Here is a 17,566-nt window from a genome sequence, read left to right on the forward strand (position 1 = left end):
GGCGGTCCTCCCTTCGCCCTGCTGGGTAGGCTGCCCCGCGTGTCTCTCGCCGTGCGTGTCATCCCGTGCCTCGACGTCGACGCCGGACGGGTCGTCAAGGGCGTCAACTTCGCCAACCTGCGTGATGCCGGCGACCCGGTCGAGCTCGCCCGCAGGTACGGGCAGCAGGGCGCCGACGAGCTGACCTTCCTCGACGTCACGGCGAGCAGCGCCGACCGGGCGACGACCTACGACGTCGTGACCCGCACCGCCGAGGAGGTCTTCATCCCCCTGACCGTCGGCGGCGGCGTGCGTGCGGTCGAGGACGTCGACCGGCTCCTGCGCTGCGGCGCGGACAAGGTGGGGGTCAACACGGCGGCGATCGCCCGTCCCGAGCTCATCAGCGAGGTGGCCGACCGCTTCGGCGCGCAGGTGCTCGTGCTGTCGGCGGACGTGCGGCGCCGCACGGGTGAGGACGGCTCACCGGTCGGGGGCTTCGAGGTGACCACGCACGGCGGGCGCCGGCGCACGGGGATCGACGCGATCGAGTGGTGCGCGCGGGCCGCCGAGCTCGGAGCCGGCGAGATCCTCCTCAACTCCATGGACGCCGACGGGACCAAGGCCGGCTTCGACCTCGAGCTCATCTCCGCCGTGCGGGCGGAGGTGGCGGTCCCGGTCATCGCGAGCGGGGGAGCGGGAGCGGCCGAGCACATGCCACCGGCCGTGGCGGCCGGAGCGGACGCGGTGCTCGCCGCGAGCATCTTCCACTTCGGTGAGGTGACGATCGGCGAGGTCAAGGACGCGCTGGACGCCGCCGGCCACCCGGTGCGGCGGGGTCGCGCGGACTGATCAGAGGCCGTAGCGGGTGGTCCGGACGATCTCGACGGCCTCCGGGGGACCGGTGAGCTCGACCTCGGCGACTGCCTGACGGCCGAAGCCGAAGAGCAGGATCTCGCCCGGGCGGCCGTGGATCTCGACGAGCGGCCCCGATCCGGAGCCCACCCGGGTGCGGCGCTTGGCCGTGACGAGCTCGATGTCGGCACCGCGGGTGCGGCGGAAGAGGACCTTGGCCATCAGGTTGAGCCGGTCACCGAGCGCGGAGATCATCTCGGGTGAGAGCGAGCGCCGGGGCGCGCCCAGACCGGCCCGCAGGACGTCCTCGTGGTGGACGAACATCTCGACGAGGTTGGCCTTCTCGTCGACGGCCGGCACGCTCGTCGGGTGCCAGCGCGGCGGTCCCTGCCGCAGCCGCTCGACGAGCGTGGGGTAGTCGTGGTCGGCGAGCAGCCGCGCCATGGCCTTCTCGGTCCGCCCGGCCAGGGGCGGGGCGAGGATCCCCGCCGCCTGGTCGGGGCGACCCTCGCGCACGATGAGGTGGGCCAGCAGCTCCGCCGTCGTCCACGTGCCGCAGAGAGTCGCGGCATCGGGGCCCACGCGCTCGAGGGTGTCGCACAGGGCTGCGCGCTCGGCGAGTGCGTGGCGGGTCATCGTGCCTCCGGGGTGGGTGTCGGCGTCAGGGGCAGGTTCGAGGGTAACCCCGGGCGGCCGCGTGCTGCGATGTCGACGCGGTGCACAATGACGAGCGTGTCCCTCCCTTCGACCACGCCCCTGCCCGAGCCCATCGCGACCCGGCTACGACGCGACCCCGCCGGCCTCGTCGCGGCGATCGTCCAGCAGCACGACACCGGCGAGGTGCTCATGCTCGGCTGGATGGACGACGAGGCCCTGCACCGGACGCTCACGAGCGGACGGGTGACCTTCTGGTCGAGGAGCCGGCAGGAGTACTGGCGCAAGGGCGACACCTCCGGGCACGTGCAGCACGTGCAGTCGGTGGCCCTGGACTGCGACGGTGACGCCCTCCTCGTGCAGGTCGACCAGGTGGGCGCCGCGTGCCACACCGGCGACCGGACCTGCTTTGACGCCGGTGACCTCGGCGCGGTCGTGGGGGAGCGGGCATGACGGCCCCCGGAGCCGAGGTCCCCGATCTGACGCCCGGCCGGACGTGGCCCGAGCTGGACACCTTCACCGTCCTGGCCCGCGACCGTCGGGTCGTGCCGGTCGTCCGGCGCCTCGTCGCCGACGGCGAGACACCGGTGGGCGTCTACCGCAAGCTCGCCGGCGACGCCCCCGGCACCTTCCTGCTCGAGTCCGCCGAGCACGGCGGGGTGTGGTCCCGGTGGTCGATCATCGGTGCCCAGAGCCGGGCCACGCTCACCGAGCGGGACGGCCAGGCGCACTGGATCGGCGAGCCGCCGACCGGCGTCCCCACGGACGGAGACCCCACGGCCGCCCTGCGGGCGACGCTCGAGGCCCTGTCGACCGACCCGATCGAGGGCCTGCCGCCCCTCACCGGCGGGATGGTCGGGGCGATCACCTACGACGCCGTCCGGCGCTGGGAAAAGGTGCCCGCCGAGCTGCCGGACGTCCTCGGCGTCCCCGAGCTCGGCATGGTGCTCGCGACCGACGTCGCCGTCCTCGACCACAGCGACGGCACGCTGCTGCTCGTGGCCAATGCCATCAACTACGACGCGACCGACGAGCGGGTCGAGGAGGCTTGGCGGGACGCCGTCGAGCGTCTCGACGCCATGACCGAGCGCTTGGCCGCCCCGGCGCCGAGCACTGTGGCCACCGTCGACCCGGAGGTGGCCGAGGCGGCCCGCGGTGACGTCACGAGCGATGTCACCGCCAAGCGCTTCGAGGAGATCGTCGAGCTGGCCAAGGAGGACATCCGCGCCGGTGAGGTCTTCCAGGTCGTGCTGTCGCAGCGGTTTTCGACGCCCTGCCCGGTCGACGCCCTCGAGGTCTATCGTGCGCTGCGGCGGAGCAACCCGAGCCCGTACATGTACTTCGTGCGCCTGCCGCACCCGGACGGGTCCGTCTACGAGGTCGTCGGCTCCTCGCCGGAGGCGCTCGTCAAGGTCACCGGTCGGCGCGCCATCACCCACCCCATCGCCGGGACGCGCCCTCGTGGCAAGACGCCCGAGCACGACCTCGCGCTGGAGGAGGACCTCCTCGCCGACCCCAAGGAGCGGTCCGAGCACGTCATGCTCGTCGACCTCGGGCGCAACGACCTGCAGCGGGTCTGCGACGCCGGCACCGTCGACTGCGTCGAGTTCATGAACCTGCGGCGCTACAGCCACGTGATCCACCTCGAGTCCACGGTCGTGGGCGAGATGGCGAAGGGGGTCAATGCCTTCGACGTCCTCGTCGCCACCTTCCCGGCCGGCACGCTCTCCGGCGCGCCGAAGCCCCGGGCGCTGGAGCTCGTCGAGCGCTACGAGCGCTCCCGCCGCGGTGTCTACGGTGGGGTCGTGGGCTACCTCGACTTCCACGGCGACATGGACATGGCGATCGCGATCCGCACCGCCCTCGTCAAGGACGGCGTCGCGCACGTGCAGGCCGGCGCAGGGATCGTCGCCGACTCCGTCCCGAGCCTCGAGCAGGAGGAGACGGTGCACAAGGCGGGCGCCGCCCTCGCGGCCGTCGCGGCCGCCCGTGCCCTGCGCCCGGCAGGGGGCCCGTCATGACCTTCCTCGGCCGCAAGCTCGTCGTCGTCCTGCTCTCGGTCGCGGCCGGCATCGTCCTGCTCGCCGCTGGGCGTGCCGACTGGGTGACCGGCACCGTCGACGGCGTCGCGGGCCCGGTGCGCACGGCCGCCGTCGGGACCGAGGCCGCGCCGGGCCTGGCCGGCATCGCGCTCGTCGCCATGGCCGCAGCCATCGCCGCGACGACGTCGGGCCGGGTCGCCCGGTGGATCTGCCTCGGGGTCCTCGGCCTCGTCGCCGCCGGCGTCGTGGCCCTGTCGGTGCGCTGCGTCGTCGCGGCTCCCGACGTCCTCGGCTCGGTGGCCGCGACCCACTCCGGGGGTACCGGCACCCTCGAGGCCACCGGGTCGGCCACGGCCTGGCCCTGGGTGGCGATGGTTGCCGCAGGCCTCCTGCTCGTCGCCCTCGTCGGAGGCATCTCGGGCGGTCGTCGGTGGGGCGGCCTCGGGAGCAAGTACGAGCGCCCCGGCGCCGAGACGGAGGCGCACTCCGTCAGCGGCGCTCGAGGTGAGCGGGTCGACTCCGACTGGGACCGGGTCACCCTCGGGGACGACCCGAGCGTCGACTAGCCTGTGGACATGCCCAGCGTCCTCGACCAGATCATCGACGGGGTCCGCGACGACCTCTCCGGACGCGAGGCGGTCACCTCGCTCGAGCGGCTGCAGCGCCAGTGCGACGGCATGCCGGCACCACGGGACGCCGAGGCCCTGCTGCGGCGCCCGGGCCTCTCGGTCATCGCCGAGGTCAAGCGGGCCAGCCCGAGCAAGGGCGCCCTGTCGGACATCCCCGACCCCGCGGCGCTAGCCTCCGCGTACGCCGAGGGCGGCGCCACCGCGATCTCGGTACTCACCGAGGAGCGGCGCTTCGGCGGCAGCCTCGCCGACCTCGACGCGGTCCGCGCCGCCGTCGACGTGCCCGTCCTGCGCAAGGACTTCATGGTGAGCGAGTACCAGATCTGGGAGGCCCGGGCCCACGGTGCCGACATCATCCTGCTCATCGTCGCAGCGCTCGACGACCGCCGACTGGCCGAGCTCATGGCCCTGGCCGGCACCCTCGGCATGACCTGCCTCGTCGAGGTCCACGACGAGGCCGAGGCGACGCGCGCCGTCGACCTGGGCGCCACGGTCATCGGCGTCAACAACCGCAACCTCAAGACGCTCGACGTCGACATCGACACCTTCGCCCGGCTCGCGCCGCTCATCCCCCCTTCGTGCGTCCGGGTGGCCGAGTCCGGCGTCCGCGGACCCGAGGAGGCTGCGCTCTTCGCGCGGGCCGGCGCCGACGCGATCCTCGTCGGCGAGGCCCTCGTGGTCGGGGGCGACCCCGTGGACGGTGTCCGGTCGATGATCGACGCGGCGGCCCGACGATGACGGAGGACGGGATGGACGACGTGCAGCACGAGCCGGCAGGGTCGACGCCGGGGAGGTTCGGTGCCTTCGGGGGCCGGTACGTGCCCGAGGCGCTGGTGCCCGCCCTCGAGGAGCTCGACGAGGCCCGCCGCAAGGCGGCCGTCGACCCCGACTTCATCGAGGAGCTCGCGGCGCTGCACCGCACGTACACCGGCCGGCCGAGCATCATCACCGAGGTGCCCCGCTTCGCCGAGCACGCCGGTGGAGCGCGCATCGTCCTCAAGCGCGAGGACCTCAACCACACCGGCAGCCACAAGATCAACAACGTCCTCGCCCAGGCCCTGCTCACCAAGCGAATGGGCAAGCGGCGGGTCATCGCTGAGACCGGCGCGGGCCAGCACGGCGTCGCGACCGCGACCGCGGCCGCCCTCATGGGGCTCGAGTGCACGATCTACATGGGCAAGGTCGACACCGAGCGCCAGGCGCTCAACGTCGCCCGGATGAAGATCCTCGGTGCCACCGTCGTCGCGGTCGAGCACGGCAGCGCGACTCTCAAGGACGCCATCAACGAGGCCATGCGCGACTGGGTGACCCACGTCGACCACACCCACTACGTCCTCGGCACCGTGACCGGCCCCCACCCCTTCCCGGAGATGGTCCGCGACTTCCACAGGATCATCGGCGAGGAGGCCCGCGAGCAGGTGCTCGAGCTCACCGGGCGCCTGCCCGACGCCGTCATCGCCTGCGTCGGCGGCGGGTCCAACGCCATGGGCATCTTCCACCGCTTCGTCACCGACGACGGGGTCCGGCTCATCGGCGTCGAGGCCGGCGGCGAGGGCATCGAGAGCGGCCGTCACGCGGCCCGCTTCGCGACCGCCGAGCCAGGGGTCCTCCACGGGGCGATGAGCTACCTCATGCAGGACGACGAGGGGCAGACGCTCGAGACCCACTCCGTCTCGGCGGGGCTGGACTACCCGAGCGTCGGACCCGAGCACTCGCACCTGCGTGATACCGGGCGGGCCGAGTACCGCTACGCCACGGACGAGCAGGTCATGCACGCCTTCCAGCTCCTCTGCCGCACCGAGGGCATCATCCCCGCGCTCGAGTCCGCGCATGCGCTCGCGACGACCCTCGAGGTCGGCCGGGAGCTCGGGCCGGACGCGTTGATCCTCGTCAACCTTTCCGGCCGGGGCGACAAGGACATGCACACCGCCGCCCAGTGGTTCGGCCTGGTCGACGAAGGGACCCAGTCATGAGCGGCGCGACGAGTGCACTGACCGACGTCTTCGCCCGTTGCCGGGCCGAGGGCCGGGCAGCGCTCATCGGCTACCTGCCCGTCGGCTACCCGGACGTCGAGGGCTCGCTGGCCGCCGTCACGGCCCTCGCCGAGGCCGGTGCCGACATCATCGAGGTCGGCATGCCCTACAGCGACCCGGTGATGGACGGCCCCGTGATCCAGCGGGCCGCGACCGAGGCCCTCGCGGGAGGGGTGCACGTCGACGACGTCTTCCGGGCGACGGCCGCCGCACGTGACGCGGGTGCGGTCCCGGTCGTCATGTCCTACTGGAACCTCGTGCTCCGTCGCGGTGTCGACCGCTACGCGGCCGACCTCGCCGCCGCCGGTGGCGCCGGCATGATCACCCCCGACCTCATCCCCGACGAAGCGGGGGAGTGGCGGGAGGCCAGCGAGCGCCACGGCCTCGACCGGATCTTCCTCGTCGCCCCCAGCTCGACGCCCGAGCGCATCGCGACCGTGACCGCGGCCTGCTCCGGCTTCGTCTACACCGCCTCGACCATGGGCGTCACCGGCACCCGCGGCAGCGTCGGCAGCAGCGCCCCCGAGCTCGTGGCCCGGGTTCGCCAGGCCACGGACCTGCCCCTGTGCGTGGGCCTGGGCGTGAGCAACGGTGCCCAGGCCGCCGAGGTGGCCTCCTTCGCCGACGGCGTCATCGTCGGGTCGGCCCTCGTCGCGACCCTCCTCGACCGCGAGCGCGAGGCCGGCCTCGACGCGCTGCGCACCCTCACGGCCGAGCTCGCCGAGGGCGTGCGGGGCCGGGCGTGACGGCCCGCCTGCGCGACCACCTCGGTCTGCTCCTCCGCCTCGTGCTCGGGGCGGTCCTGCTCCTCGCCGGCGGCCTCAAGGTCGGCAACCCGCTCGGCGCGGCCCGCGCCGTGCAGGCCTACGAGGTCCTCCCCTTCGAGCTGGCCCGTTGGGTCGGCTACGCCCTGCCCTGGGTCGAGGTCGTCGTCGGGCTGCTGCTCGTCCTGGGCCTCTTCACCCGCGTGAGTGCCGTCCTCGGCGCGGTGCTCATGCTCGCCTTCGTCATCGGGATCGGCCAGGCGTGGGCACGGGGCCTGACCATCGACTGCGGTTGCTTCGGCGGTGGCGGTCAGGTCGCGACCGACGAGACGCGGTACGGCCGCGAGATCGCCCGCGACCTCGCCCTCGCCCTGTGCGGCGTCTGGCTCGTCCTGCGACCGGCCTCGACCCTCAGCCTCGACCGGGCTCTCTTCGGGCCCACCAAGGAGCACGCATGAGCACCCAGGACCGCAAGGCCAAGGCCCAGGCGGCCGCCGGCACCACCGGTCGCGGGGCCAATGTCATCGTCGTGGCGGGGATCGTCATCGTCCTCGCGATGGCCCTCGTCGTCGGCGGCGTGATCTGGGCCAGCCGTGACGACGGTGCGTCGACCACCGGCACGAGCCAGCTGCCCGACGGCGTGACGAAGGGGGAGCCCATCGAGCCCTTCGCCGCCGCCAAGCCGCCGAAGGACGCCCCCGTCGTCGACCTCTACGAGGACTTCCGCTGCCCGGTGTGCGCGGTCTTCGAGCAGGCTGCGGGCGCGACGATCACCGACCTGGCCAAGGACGGCAAGATCCGGCTGCGCGTGCACCTCAAGACGGTCATCGACAGCAACACGGGTGGTGACTCGTCCGCGGTCGCCGGGTCGAGCGCGGTGTGCGCCGCCGACGAGGGCGCCTGGGAGCCCTACCACGAGGCGCTCTTCGCCCGGCAGCCGCAGCAGGAGACCGCCGAGGGCTTCCCGACCGACGCCTACACCGAGGCAGCCAAGGAGGCCGGGCTCGAGGGGGACGCCCTCGACGCGTGGCAGCAGTGCACCGACGACGGGACCTATGTCGACTACGTGCGCAGCGTCGACGAGGCCTCGTTCAAGGCCGGCTTCAAGGGCACCCCGGCGCTCACCGTCGACGGCACCCGTCTGCAGTGGGGCGGCCTGGTCGACGAGGCCACCGGGCGGATGGACACCGCGCGGCTCGAGGAGATCCTCACCAGCGGCGAGGTCCCGTCCGAGCTGGAGGAGACCCCGTGATCCCGGCGACACTCCCTTCGCCGACGGTCGGGGTCATCGAGCTCGGCCCGCTCACCCTGCACGCCTACGCCCTGTGCATCCTCGCCGGGATCGCCGCGGCGATCTGGATCGGTGACCGTCGCATGCGTGACCGCGGCGGCGAGCCCGGTCTCGTCCTCGACGTCGCCATGTGGGCCGTCCCCTTCGGCATCGTCGGTGGCCGCCTCTACCACGTCATCACCACGCCCCAGCCGTACTTCGGCGACGGGGGCCACCCCGTCGACGCGCTGAAGATCTGGCAGGGGGGTCTCGGGATCTGGGGCGCGATCGCCCTCGGTGCGCTCGGCGCCTGGCTCGGGCTGCGCAAGGAGGGCGTGGGGTTCCTCACCTTCGCCGACGCCGTCGCGCCGGGTGTCGTCGTCGCGCAGGCCATCGGCCGATGGGGCAACTGGTTCAACAACGAGATCCACGGCCAGGAGACCGACCTGCCGTGGGCGCTGGAGATCCACCGCTGGGACAGCTCGGCGGGTCGGGCCGTCGTCGATGCGGCGGGGGAGCCGGTCGTCCTCGGGACCTTCCACCCGACCTTCCTCTACGAGTCGCTCTTCCTCCTCGCCCTGGCGATCCTCCTGCTCGTCGTGGACCGTCGGCGGCGTCTCGCCCCCGGTCAGGTGCTCGGCCTCTACGTGGCCGGGTACCCCGTGGGCCGCATCATCATCGAGATGATGCGCACCGACGCGGCCAACACGATCCTCGGGCTGCGGGTCAACATCTGGACGAGCATCGTCGTCTTCGTCCTGGGTGTGGTCATCTACGTCGTCTGCGGTCGACGCGACGACCCTGGCAGCGAGACCAAGGTCTCAGATAGTGAGAAATCATCTCTCACTAGGTAAGACAATCCGCTGTTACACTTCAACTCACCGCGGCCGCCGACGTCCGCACGCCCCCTGATCCCAGACGTGCCCGACGCTGCGCCCGAGCGAGCGCCGGGGACGTCCCCGACCACCACCGAGGACGGTGACCGACGTGACCCCTGTGTCCTTCTCCCCTTACGAGCGCTGGTCGGCACTCCCTCCTGACGACGGTCTCTACCGCCGCGACCTGGAGAAGGACGCCTGCGGCGTCGCCATGGTCGCCACGATGCGTGGTCACGCCGGTCACGACATCATCGACCACGCCCTGCTCGCCCTGGCCAACCTCGACCACCGCGGCGCCACCGGTGCCGACCCGCTCGTCGGGGACGGCGCCGGCATCCTCAGCCAGGTCCCCGACCGGTTCCTCCGTGAGGTCGTCGACTTCGAGCTGCCAGAGGCCGGCCACTACGCCGTCGGCATCGCCTACGTCCCGACGGACGCGAGCGAGCGCGAGACGATGACCCAGCGCATCGACGAGATCGTCCGCGAGGAGGGCCTGACGGTCCTCGGCTGGCGCCATGTGCCCGTCCAGCGCGACATCGTCGGCCAGATGGCTCGCGACTGCATGCCCGACTTCTGGCAGCTCTTCGTCGCCGCACCCGGCGGCGAGGTCTCCGGCCTGACCCTCGAGCGACTGGCCTTCGTCGCCCGCAAGCGCGCCGAGCGCGAGACCGGCGTCTACTTCTCCTCGCTGTCGGCCCGCACGATCGCCTACAAGGGGATGCTGACCACTGCGCAGCTCGAGCCCTTCTACCCCGACCTGTCCGACGAGCGTTTCGAGAGCGAGCTCGCGCTCGTCCACCAGCGCTTCTCGACCAACACCTTCCCCAGCTGGCCGCTCAGCCACCCCTTCCGGTTCATCGCGCACAACGGCGAGATCAACACGGTCAAGGGCAACCGCAACTGGATGCGGGCGCGCGAGTCCCTGCTGAGCAGCGACATCATCCCCGGTGACCTGCAGCGGATCATGCCGATCTGCGCTCCGGAGGCGTCGGACTCGGCGTCCTTCGACGAGGTGCTCGAGCTGCTCCATCTCGGTGGCCGCTCGCTGCCGCACGCCGTGCTGATGATGATCCCCGAGGCGTGGGAGAACCACGCGACCATGCCGCAGGAGCTCAAGGACTTCTACGAGTTCCACTCGATGTTCATGGAGCCGTGGGACGGCCCCGCCTGCGTGACCTTCACCGACGGCACGCTCGTCGGTGCCGTCCTCGACCGCAACGGCCTGCGTCCCGGTCGTTACTGGGTCACCGACGACGGCCTGGTCGTCCTCGCCTCCGAGTCGGGAGTGCTCGACCTCGAGCCCGAGCACGTCGTGCAGAAGGGGCGCCTGACGCCGGGCCGCATGTTCCTCGTCGACACCGCCGCCGGGCGGATCATCGAGGACGAGGAGATCAAGGGCCAGCTCGCCGCCGAGCGCCCCTACGGGCAGTGGCTGGACGAGGGCCGGATCATGCTCGGCGACCTGCCGCCGCGCGAGCACATCATGCACACGCCGGCGTCCGTCGCCCGCCGCCAGCAGACCTTCGGCTACACGCAGGAGGAGCTGAAGATCCTGCTCATGCCCATGGCGGAGAAGGCCATGGAGGCGCTCGGCTCGATGGGCACCGACACCCCGGTGGCGGTCCTGTCGGAGAGGCCACGGCTGATCTTCGACTACTTCACCCAGATGTTCGCCCAGGTGACCAACCCGCCGCTCGACGCGATCCGCGAGGAGCTCGTCACGGCGCTCGGCACGGCGATCGGCCCGGAGGGCAATGTCCTGGACGCCGACCCCGACCACGCCCGCCAGCTCGTCCTGCCCTTCCCCGTCATCGACAACGACGAGCTGGCCAAGATCGTCCACATCGACGCCGACGGCGAGCTGCCCGGCAAGGTGACGCACGTCGTGCGCGGTCTCTACGACGTGACCGGGGGAGAGGAGGCGCTGCGCGCCACCCTGACCCGCATCTGCACCGAGGTCTCCGACGCGATCGCCGAGGGCGCCCGGTTCATCGTGCTGTCCGACCGCGACTCCGGTCGTGACCTCGCGCCGATCCCGTCGCTGCTGCTCACCTCGGCCGTGCACCACCACCTCATCCGGGAGCGCACGCGCACCCAGGTCGGTCTGATCGTCGAGACGGGTGACGTCCGCGAGGTGCACCACGTCGCGCTGCTCATCGGCTACGGCGCCGCCGCGGTCAACCCCTACCTGGCCATGGAGTCCGTCGAGGACATGGTCCGTCGCGGGGTCATCACCGCGGTCGACGAGGAGACCGCGGTCGGCAACCTCATCAAGGCGCTCGGCAAGGGCGTGCTGAAGGTGATGTCGAAGATGGGCATCTCCACCGTGGCCTCCTACCGCGGCGCACAGGTCTTCGAGGCGCTCGGCCTGAGCCAGGAGCTCGTCGACGAGTACTTCACCGGCACGGTGAGCCAGCTCGGCGGCATCGGCCTCGACGTCATCGCAGCCGAGACCGCGGCCCGGCACGCGCGGGCCTACCCGCCGGAGGGCATGCGCCCGCCGCACCGGGTCCTCGAGGTCGGTGGCGAGTACAAGTGGCGTCGTGAGGGCGAGCCGCACCTCTTCGACCCGGAGACCGTCTTCCGTCTCCAGCACTCGACGCGGGCGCGGCGCTACGACATCTTCAAGCAGTACACCGACCGGGTCAACGAGCAGTCCGAGCGGCTGATGACCCTGCGTGGCCTCTTCGCCCTCGACGAGGACCGGGCGTCGATCCCGATCGACGAGGTCGAGCCGGTGAGCGAGATCGTCAAGCGCTTCTCCACGGGTGCCATGAGCTATGGCTCGATCAGCAAGGAGGCGCACGAGACGCTCGCCATCGCGATGAACCGTCTCGGCGCCCGCTCCAACACGGGGGAGGGCGGCGAGGACCTCGACCGCCTGATGGACCCCGAGCGCCGCAGCTCGATCAAGCAGGTCGCCTCGGGACGCTTCGGCGTCACGTCGACCTACCTGACCAACAGCGACGACATCCAGATCAAGATGGCGCAGGGAGCCAAGCCCGGCGAAGGGGGGCAGCTCCCGGGCCACAAGGTCTACCCGTGGGTCGCGAGCACCCGTCACTCGACGCCCGGCGTCGGCCTGATCAGCCCGCCGCCGCACCACGACATCTACTCGATCGAGGACCTGGCGCAGCTGATCCACGACCTGAAGAACGCCAACCCCTCGGCGCGGGTGCACGTCAAGCTCGTGAGCGAGATCGGCGTCGGCACCGTGGCGGCCGGCGTCAGCAAGGCGCACGCCGATGTCGTGCTGATCTCCGGCCACGACGGCGGAACGGGTGCCTCCCCGCTCACCTCGCTCAAGCACGCGGGTGGCCCCTGGGAGCTCGGTCTGGCCTCTACCCAGCAGACTCTCGTGCTCAACGGTCTGCGAGACCGGATCGTCGTCCAGGTCGACGGCCAGATCAAGACCGGCCGCGATGTCATCATCGGTGCCCTGCTCGGCGCGGAGGAGTTCGGCTTCGCCACCGCCCCGCTCGTCGTCAGTGGCTGCATCCTCATGAGGGTGTGCCACCTCGACACCTGCCCGGTGGGCATCGCGACCCAGAACCCCGAGCTGCGTTCGCGCTACTCCGGCCAGCCGGAGTTCGTCGAGACCTTCTTCGAGTACATCGCCGAGGAGGTGCGCGAGCTGCTCGCCGAGCTCGGCTTCCGCACCCTCGACGAGGCGATCGGTCGCGTCGACCTGCTCGACACGCGCAAGGCGGTCGACCACTGGAAGGCCTCTGGCCTGGACCTCGGTCCGATCTTCGCCAAGGTCAGCTCCTTCGACGGTTCGGGTGTCCGGCACGCCAAGGCGCAGGAGCACGGACTCGAGGCCGCCCTGGACCACCGGTTCATCGCGGTGGCGCAGCCGGCACTCGAGGGTGGCGAGCACGTCGCGGCGGAGTTCGCGGTGCGCAACGTCAACCGCACGCTCGGGACGATGCTCGGCCACGAGGTGACCAAGCGGCACCCGGAGGGCCTGCCCAACGGCACGATCGAGCTGACCCTCACCGGCTCGGCCGGTCAGAGCCTCGGCGCCTTCCTGCCCGCAGGCATCACCGTGACGATGGTCGGCGATGCCAACGACTACGTCGGCAAGGGCCTGTCCGGTGGTCGCATCATCGTGCGGCCCCCGGAGGACGCGAAGTACGTCGCCGAGGACAACGTCATCGCCGGCAACGTCATCGGCTACGGCGCCACCTCGGGTGAGATCTTCCTGCGTGGTGTCGTCGGCGAGCGCTTCTGCGTCCGCAACTCCGGCGCCACCGCCGTCGTCGAGGGCGTCGGCGACCACGGCTGCGAGTACATGACCGGTGGCACGGTCCTCGTCCTCGGGCCGACCGGCCGCAACTTCGCGGCCGGCATGTCCGGGGGCAATGCCTTCGTGCTCGATCTCGACGAGTCGCTCGTCAACCCCGAGCTCGTCGACATCACCCCCCTTCGCCACGGGGACCGCGAGGTGGTGAGCCGACTGCTCGCCGAGCACCTCGAGCACACCGGCTCGGCCGTGGCCCAACGACTGCTCGACGAGGGGGAGGCCGGTCTCGACCGCTTCTCGCTCGTCCTGCCCCGCGACTACCAGCGTGTCCTGGACGTCCGCGCCGAGGCCGAGGCCGAGGGCCTCGACGTCGACGGTGCCGAGGTCTGGGACCGGATCATGGAGGCTTCCCGTGGCTGACCCGCATGGATTCCTGAACACCCGCGAGCGCGAGCTGCCCGTCCGCCGACCGGTAGACGTGCGCATCCGTGACTGGAAGGAGGTCTACGAGGAGCAGCAGGCCGGTCAGCTCCAGCGGCAGGCCGGACGCTGCATGGACTGCGGCATCCCCTTCTGCCACTCCGGCTGCCCGCTCGGCAACCTCATCCCCGAGTGGAACGACCTCGCGTGGCGCGGCGACTGGCACGACGCCATCGAGCGGCTGCACGCGACGAACAACTTCCCGGAGTTCACCGGTCGGCTCTGCCCGGCCCCCTGCGAGACCGCCTGCGTCCTCGGCATCAACCAGCCGGCCGTGACGATCAAGCAGATCGAGGTGACGACGATCGAGGAGGCCTTCGGTCGTGGTGACGTCCCGCCGCAGATCCCGGACCGGCTCACCGGCAAGACCGTCGCCGTCGTCGGATCCGGCCCGGCGGGCCTGGCCGCTGCGCAGCAGCTGACCCGCGCCGGGCACACCGTCGCCGTCTACGAGCGCGCCGACGCACCGGGCGGGCTCCTGCGCTACGGCATCCCGGAGTTCAAGATGGAGAAGCGGATCCTTGACCGCCGCATCCAGCAGATGAAGTCCGAGGGCACGCGCTTCCGCTCCGGTGTCGCCATCGGTGACGAGATCACCGGCCAGCAGCTGCGTGACCGCTACGACGCGGTCGTCCTCGCGATCGGCGCCACGGTCCCGCGCGCCCTGCCGGTCCCCGGTAGCGAACTCGACGGCGTCATGCAGGCCATGGACTTCCTGCCCCCCGCCAACCGCGTCGCGGTCGGCGAGGAGGTCGAGGGCCAGGTGACGGCCGAGGGCAAGGACGTCATCATCATCGGCGGCGGCGACACCGGCGCCGACTGCATCGGCACCTCGATCCGTCAGGGCGCCAGGTCCGTGACGAGCCTCGAGATCATGCCGCAGCCCGGCGAGGACCGTCCCGCCAACCAGCCCTGGCCGACCTACCCGATGCTCTTCCGCGTCGCCTCGGCGCACGAGGAGGGTGGCGACCGCGTGTACGCCGTCTCGACGACGGAGATCATCGGCGACGACGAGGGCAAGGTCTCCGGCCTGCGCCTGACCGAGGTCGAGCGCACGGACCAGGGCTTCGAGCCGGTCGAGGGCACCGAGCGGGTCCTGCCGGCCCAGCTCGTCCTGCTCGCCATGGGCTTCCTCGGCCCGGACCCCGAGGGTGTGGTGGCGCAGCTCGGGCTCGAGACCGACGAGCGCTCCAACATCGTGCGCGGCAAGGACTACCAGACCGGTGTCCCGGGCGTCTTCGTCGCCGGTGACGCCGGCCGCGGGCAGTCGCTCATCGTGTGGGCGATCGCCGAGGGCCGCGCCGCGGCCAACGGTGTGGACACCTATCTCATGGGCCGCTCGCAGCTGCCGCGCCCGATCAACCCCACGGACCGTCCGCTCGTCGTCTGAGCCGGCACGGCCCGACGAAGGGGGATGACCGTGTCGGCGGTCATCCCCCTTCGTCCGTGGTGGCGTCACGGTCATAGGGTGGTGACATGCGTCGCGCCAAGATCGTGTCCACCCTCGGTCCCTCGACATCCACCCCCGAGCGCATCCGTGAGCTGGTCTCGGCTGGCATGGACGTCGCCCGGCTCAACCTCTCGCACGGTGAGCACGCCGTCCACGAGGCCAACTACCGCAGCGTGCGCGAGGCGAGCGACGACGTCGGTCGCGCCGTCGGTGTGCTCGTCGACCTGCAGGGCCCCAAGATCCGCACCGGGCGCTTCGCCGACGGCCCGATCGTCCTCGCGGCCGGCGACCACTTCACCATCACCACGCGAGACGTGCCGGGCGACCAGCAGGTCGTCGGCACGACCTATCCCGGTCTGGCCGGGGACGTGCGCGCGGGTGACACGATCCTCGTCGACGACGGCAAGATCACCCTCGCCGTCCACGACGTCGACGAGACCGACGTGCGCTGCGTCGTCGTCTACGGGGGCCCGCTGTCGGACAACAAGGGGATCAATCTGCCCGGCGCCGCGGTGAGCGCTCCGGCCCTGTCGGACAAGGACGAGGACGACCTGCGCTGGGCCCTGGGGCTGCGCGCCGACTACATCGCGCTGAGCTTCGTCCGCTCGTCGGCGGACATCACCCGCGTCCACGAGATCATGGACGAGGTGGGCGTGCGGCTGCCCGTCATCGCGAAGATCGAGAAGCCGCAGGCGGTCGAGGCTCTCGAGGAGATCATCGACGCCTTCGACGGGATCATGGTCGCCCGCGGTGACCTCGGCGTCGAGCTGCCTCTGGAGCAGGTGCCCCTCGTGCAGAAGCGGGCCGTCGAGCTGTGCCGGCAGAAGGCCAAGCCGGTCATCGTCGCCACCCAGGTCCTCGAGTCGATGATCGACAACTCGCGCCCGACCCGGGCGGAGGCCTCCGATGCCGCCAACGCGGTCCTCGACGGCGCCGACGCCCTGATGCTCTCGGGGGAGACCGCCGTCGGGAAGTTCCCCATCGAGGTCGTCAAGACGATGTCCAAGATCATCGAGACGACGGAGGAGCAGGGCCTGAGCCGCATGCGGGACCTCATGGCGCCGCCGACCTCCCAGGGGGGCGTCATCGCCGCCGCAGCAGCCGAGACGGGGGAGGCCCTGGGGGTGAAGTACCTCATCGCCTTCACCCAGCTCGGCGGGTCGGCGCGACGCCTGGCACAGGTGCGCTCGGGTCTGCCCATGTTGGCCTTCTCCCCGGTGCAGGACACCCGCTCGCAGCTCTCGCTCGTGTGGGGCATGCAGACCTTCCTCACCCCTCCGGTCACGCACACCGACCAGTACGCGCTGATGGTCGACGAGCAGCTGCTCGACCTCGGCTGGGTCGAGGAGGGCGACCGGGTCGTCATCGTGGCCGGCTCGCCGCCCGGGGTGCCGGGCTCGACCAATGCGCTGCGGGTGCACCGCATCGGCGACGCCCGCAACAAGACGACGGTGGCCTACCGGGCCGGCGAGGACGGCGTGCCCGAAGGGAGCGCCGGCGCACTCCCCGGCGGGATGGGCTGAGTCGGGAGGGACCCCCTGCGGTCGGTATGCTTGCGGCGCACTCCGGCCGGGGTGGTGGAATGGCAGACACGGAGCACTCAAAATGCTTTGCCCGCAAGGGCGTGCGGGTTCAAGTCCCGCCCTCGGCACCAGTTCGAGACCAACCCACGGAGGATCAACCATGACGGTGGACACCGAGAGCCAGCAGGGCCTGCGGGTACTGCTCGCGGAGGACGAGGCGCTCATCCGGCTCGACCTGGCCGAGATGCTCACCGATGCCGGCTACGAGGTCGTCGGACAGGCGAGCAACGGCGAGGAGGCCGTCTCGCTCGCGGACTCGCTCCAGCCGGACCTGATCATCATGGACGTCAAGATGCCCGTCATGGACGGCTTGACGGCGGCCGAGACGATCGGTGAGAAGCGGATCTGCCCCGTCATCATGCTCACCGCCTTTTCGCAGAAGGAGCTCGTCGAGCGGGCCCGCGACGCGGGGGTCATGGCCTACATCGTCAAGCCCTTCACCGTCTCCGACGTCACCCCGGCGATCGAGGTCGCGACGTCGCGCTGGGCCGAGCTCAAGGCGCTCGAGTCGGAGGTCGCGGACCTCGGCGAGCGGCTGGAGACCCGCAAGGCCGTCGAGAAGGCCAAGGGCGTGCTGATGAAGAAGCTGAAGATCAGCGAGGCGGAGGCCTTCCGCTGGATCCAGAAGACGGCTATGGACCGTCGCCTCGGCATGCGCGAGGTCGCCGACGCCGTCGTCGCCGGGATGGACAAGGCCTAAGCCCCG

Annotated in this window: 15 protein-coding genes and 1 tRNA gene; 15 read left to right on the top strand and 1 reads right to left on the bottom strand. The window is 71.5% G+C overall.

Going from position 1 to position 17,566, the window contains the following annotated elements:
* Window positions 1-39: 39 nt before the first annotated feature.
* Complete coding sequence (gene hisF / locus CWN80_RS14525) at window positions 40-828, top strand: imidazole glycerol phosphate synthase subunit HisF (RefSeq protein ID WP_007928326.1); 789 nt, start codon at window positions 40-42, stop codon at window positions 826-828.
* Here hisF and CWN80_RS14530 read toward each other — a convergent pair whose 3' ends face one another.
* Window positions 829-1,467, bottom strand: a complete 639-nt coding sequence (locus CWN80_RS14530; protein WP_007928327.1) for a TIGR03085 family metal-binding protein — start codon at window positions 1,465-1,467, stop codon at window positions 829-831.
* A gap of 87 nt (window positions 1,468-1,554) precedes the next feature.
* Between CWN80_RS14530 and hisI the strand changes: the two genes are divergently transcribed.
* The 14 genes from hisI to CWN80_RS14600 all read left to right on the top strand — a co-directional run bounded on the left by hisI (window position 1,555) and on the right by CWN80_RS14600 (window position 17,560).
* The gene (gene hisI, locus CWN80_RS14535) at window positions 1,555-1,938 is read left to right on the top strand and encodes a phosphoribosyl-AMP cyclohydrolase (protein ID WP_007928329.1); all 384 of its coding nucleotides are present in this window, start codon (window positions 1,555-1,557) and stop codon (window positions 1,936-1,938) included.
* Window positions 1,935-3,506, top strand: a complete 1,572-nt coding sequence (locus tag CWN80_RS14540; RefSeq protein WP_007928331.1) for an anthranilate synthase component I — start codon at window positions 1,935-1,937, stop codon at window positions 3,504-3,506. Before hisI ends, CWN80_RS14540 begins: the two co-directional genes overlap by 4 nt.
* The gene (locus tag CWN80_RS14545; protein WP_007928333.1) at window positions 3,503-4,093 is read left to right on the top strand and encodes a Trp biosynthesis-associated membrane protein; all 591 of its coding nucleotides are present in this window, start codon (window positions 3,503-3,505) and stop codon (window positions 4,091-4,093) included. Before CWN80_RS14540 ends, CWN80_RS14545 begins: the two co-directional genes overlap by 4 nt.
* 9 nt (window positions 4,094-4,102) lie before the next feature.
* On the top strand, window positions 4,103-4,894 hold the full coding sequence (gene trpC, locus CWN80_RS14550; RefSeq protein WP_040881383.1) for an indole-3-glycerol phosphate synthase TrpC: 792 nt from the start codon (window positions 4,103-4,105) through the stop codon (window positions 4,892-4,894).
* 11 nt (window positions 4,895-4,905) lie between these two features.
* Window positions 4,906-6,129 carry a tryptophan synthase subunit beta gene (gene trpB / locus CWN80_RS14555; RefSeq protein ID WP_007928337.1) on the top strand — a complete coding sequence of 408 codons (1,224 nt, stop codon included), beginning with the start codon at window positions 4,906-4,908 and terminating at the stop codon, window positions 6,127-6,129.
* A complete protein-coding gene (gene trpA / locus CWN80_RS14560) occupies window positions 6,126-6,935 on the top strand; it encodes a tryptophan synthase subunit alpha (protein WP_128277474.1) in 810 nt (269 codons plus the stop codon). The genes trpB and trpA overlap by 4 nt, the downstream gene beginning before the upstream one ends.
* Window positions 6,932-7,411 carry a MauE/DoxX family redox-associated membrane protein gene (locus tag CWN80_RS14565; protein ID WP_040881362.1) on the top strand — a complete coding sequence of 160 codons (480 nt, stop codon included), beginning with the start codon at window positions 6,932-6,934 and terminating at the stop codon, window positions 7,409-7,411. Before trpA ends, CWN80_RS14565 begins: the two co-directional genes overlap by 4 nt.
* Complete coding sequence (locus CWN80_RS14570) at window positions 7,408-8,205, top strand: DsbA family protein (protein ID WP_128277475.1); 798 nt, start codon at window positions 7,408-7,410, stop codon at window positions 8,203-8,205. Before CWN80_RS14565 ends, CWN80_RS14570 begins: the two co-directional genes overlap by 4 nt.
* On the top strand, window positions 8,202-9,077 hold the full coding sequence (gene lgt, locus CWN80_RS14575) for a prolipoprotein diacylglyceryl transferase (RefSeq protein WP_007928343.1): 876 nt from the start codon (window positions 8,202-8,204) through the stop codon (window positions 9,075-9,077). Before CWN80_RS14570 ends, lgt begins: the two co-directional genes overlap by 4 nt.
* Before the next feature lie 124 nt (window positions 9,078-9,201).
* A complete protein-coding gene (gene gltB, locus CWN80_RS14580; protein ID WP_007928345.1) occupies window positions 9,202-13,767 on the top strand; it encodes a glutamate synthase large subunit in 4,566 nt (1,521 codons plus the stop codon).
* Window positions 13,760-15,217: a glutamate synthase subunit beta gene (locus tag CWN80_RS14585; protein ID WP_007928347.1), complete on the top strand. Its 1,458-nt coding sequence runs from the start codon at window positions 13,760-13,762 to the stop codon at window positions 15,215-15,217. Before gltB ends, CWN80_RS14585 begins: the two co-directional genes overlap by 8 nt.
* Window positions 15,218-15,303: 86 nt before the next feature.
* Window positions 15,304-16,800: a pyruvate kinase gene (gene pyk, locus CWN80_RS14590; protein ID WP_128277476.1), complete on the top strand. Its 1,497-nt coding sequence runs from the start codon at window positions 15,304-15,306 to the stop codon at window positions 16,798-16,800.
* A gap of 45 nt (window positions 16,801-16,845) precedes the next feature.
* A tRNA-Leu gene (locus CWN80_RS14595) sits at window positions 16,846-16,931 on the top strand.
* Window positions 16,932-16,960: 29 nt separating this feature from the next.
* Window positions 16,961-17,560: an ANTAR domain-containing response regulator gene (locus CWN80_RS14600; protein ID WP_007928351.1), complete on the top strand. Its 600-nt coding sequence runs from the start codon at window positions 16,961-16,963 to the stop codon at window positions 17,558-17,560.
* The last annotated feature ends 6 nt before the right edge of the window (window positions 17,561-17,566 follow it).

Origin of the sequence: Janibacter hoylei PVAS-1 (genome assembly GCF_004025845.1) — a bacterium.
In the GTDB taxonomy this organism is placed as follows: domain Bacteria; phylum Actinomycetota; class Actinomycetes; order Actinomycetales; family Dermatophilaceae; genus Janibacter; species Janibacter hoylei.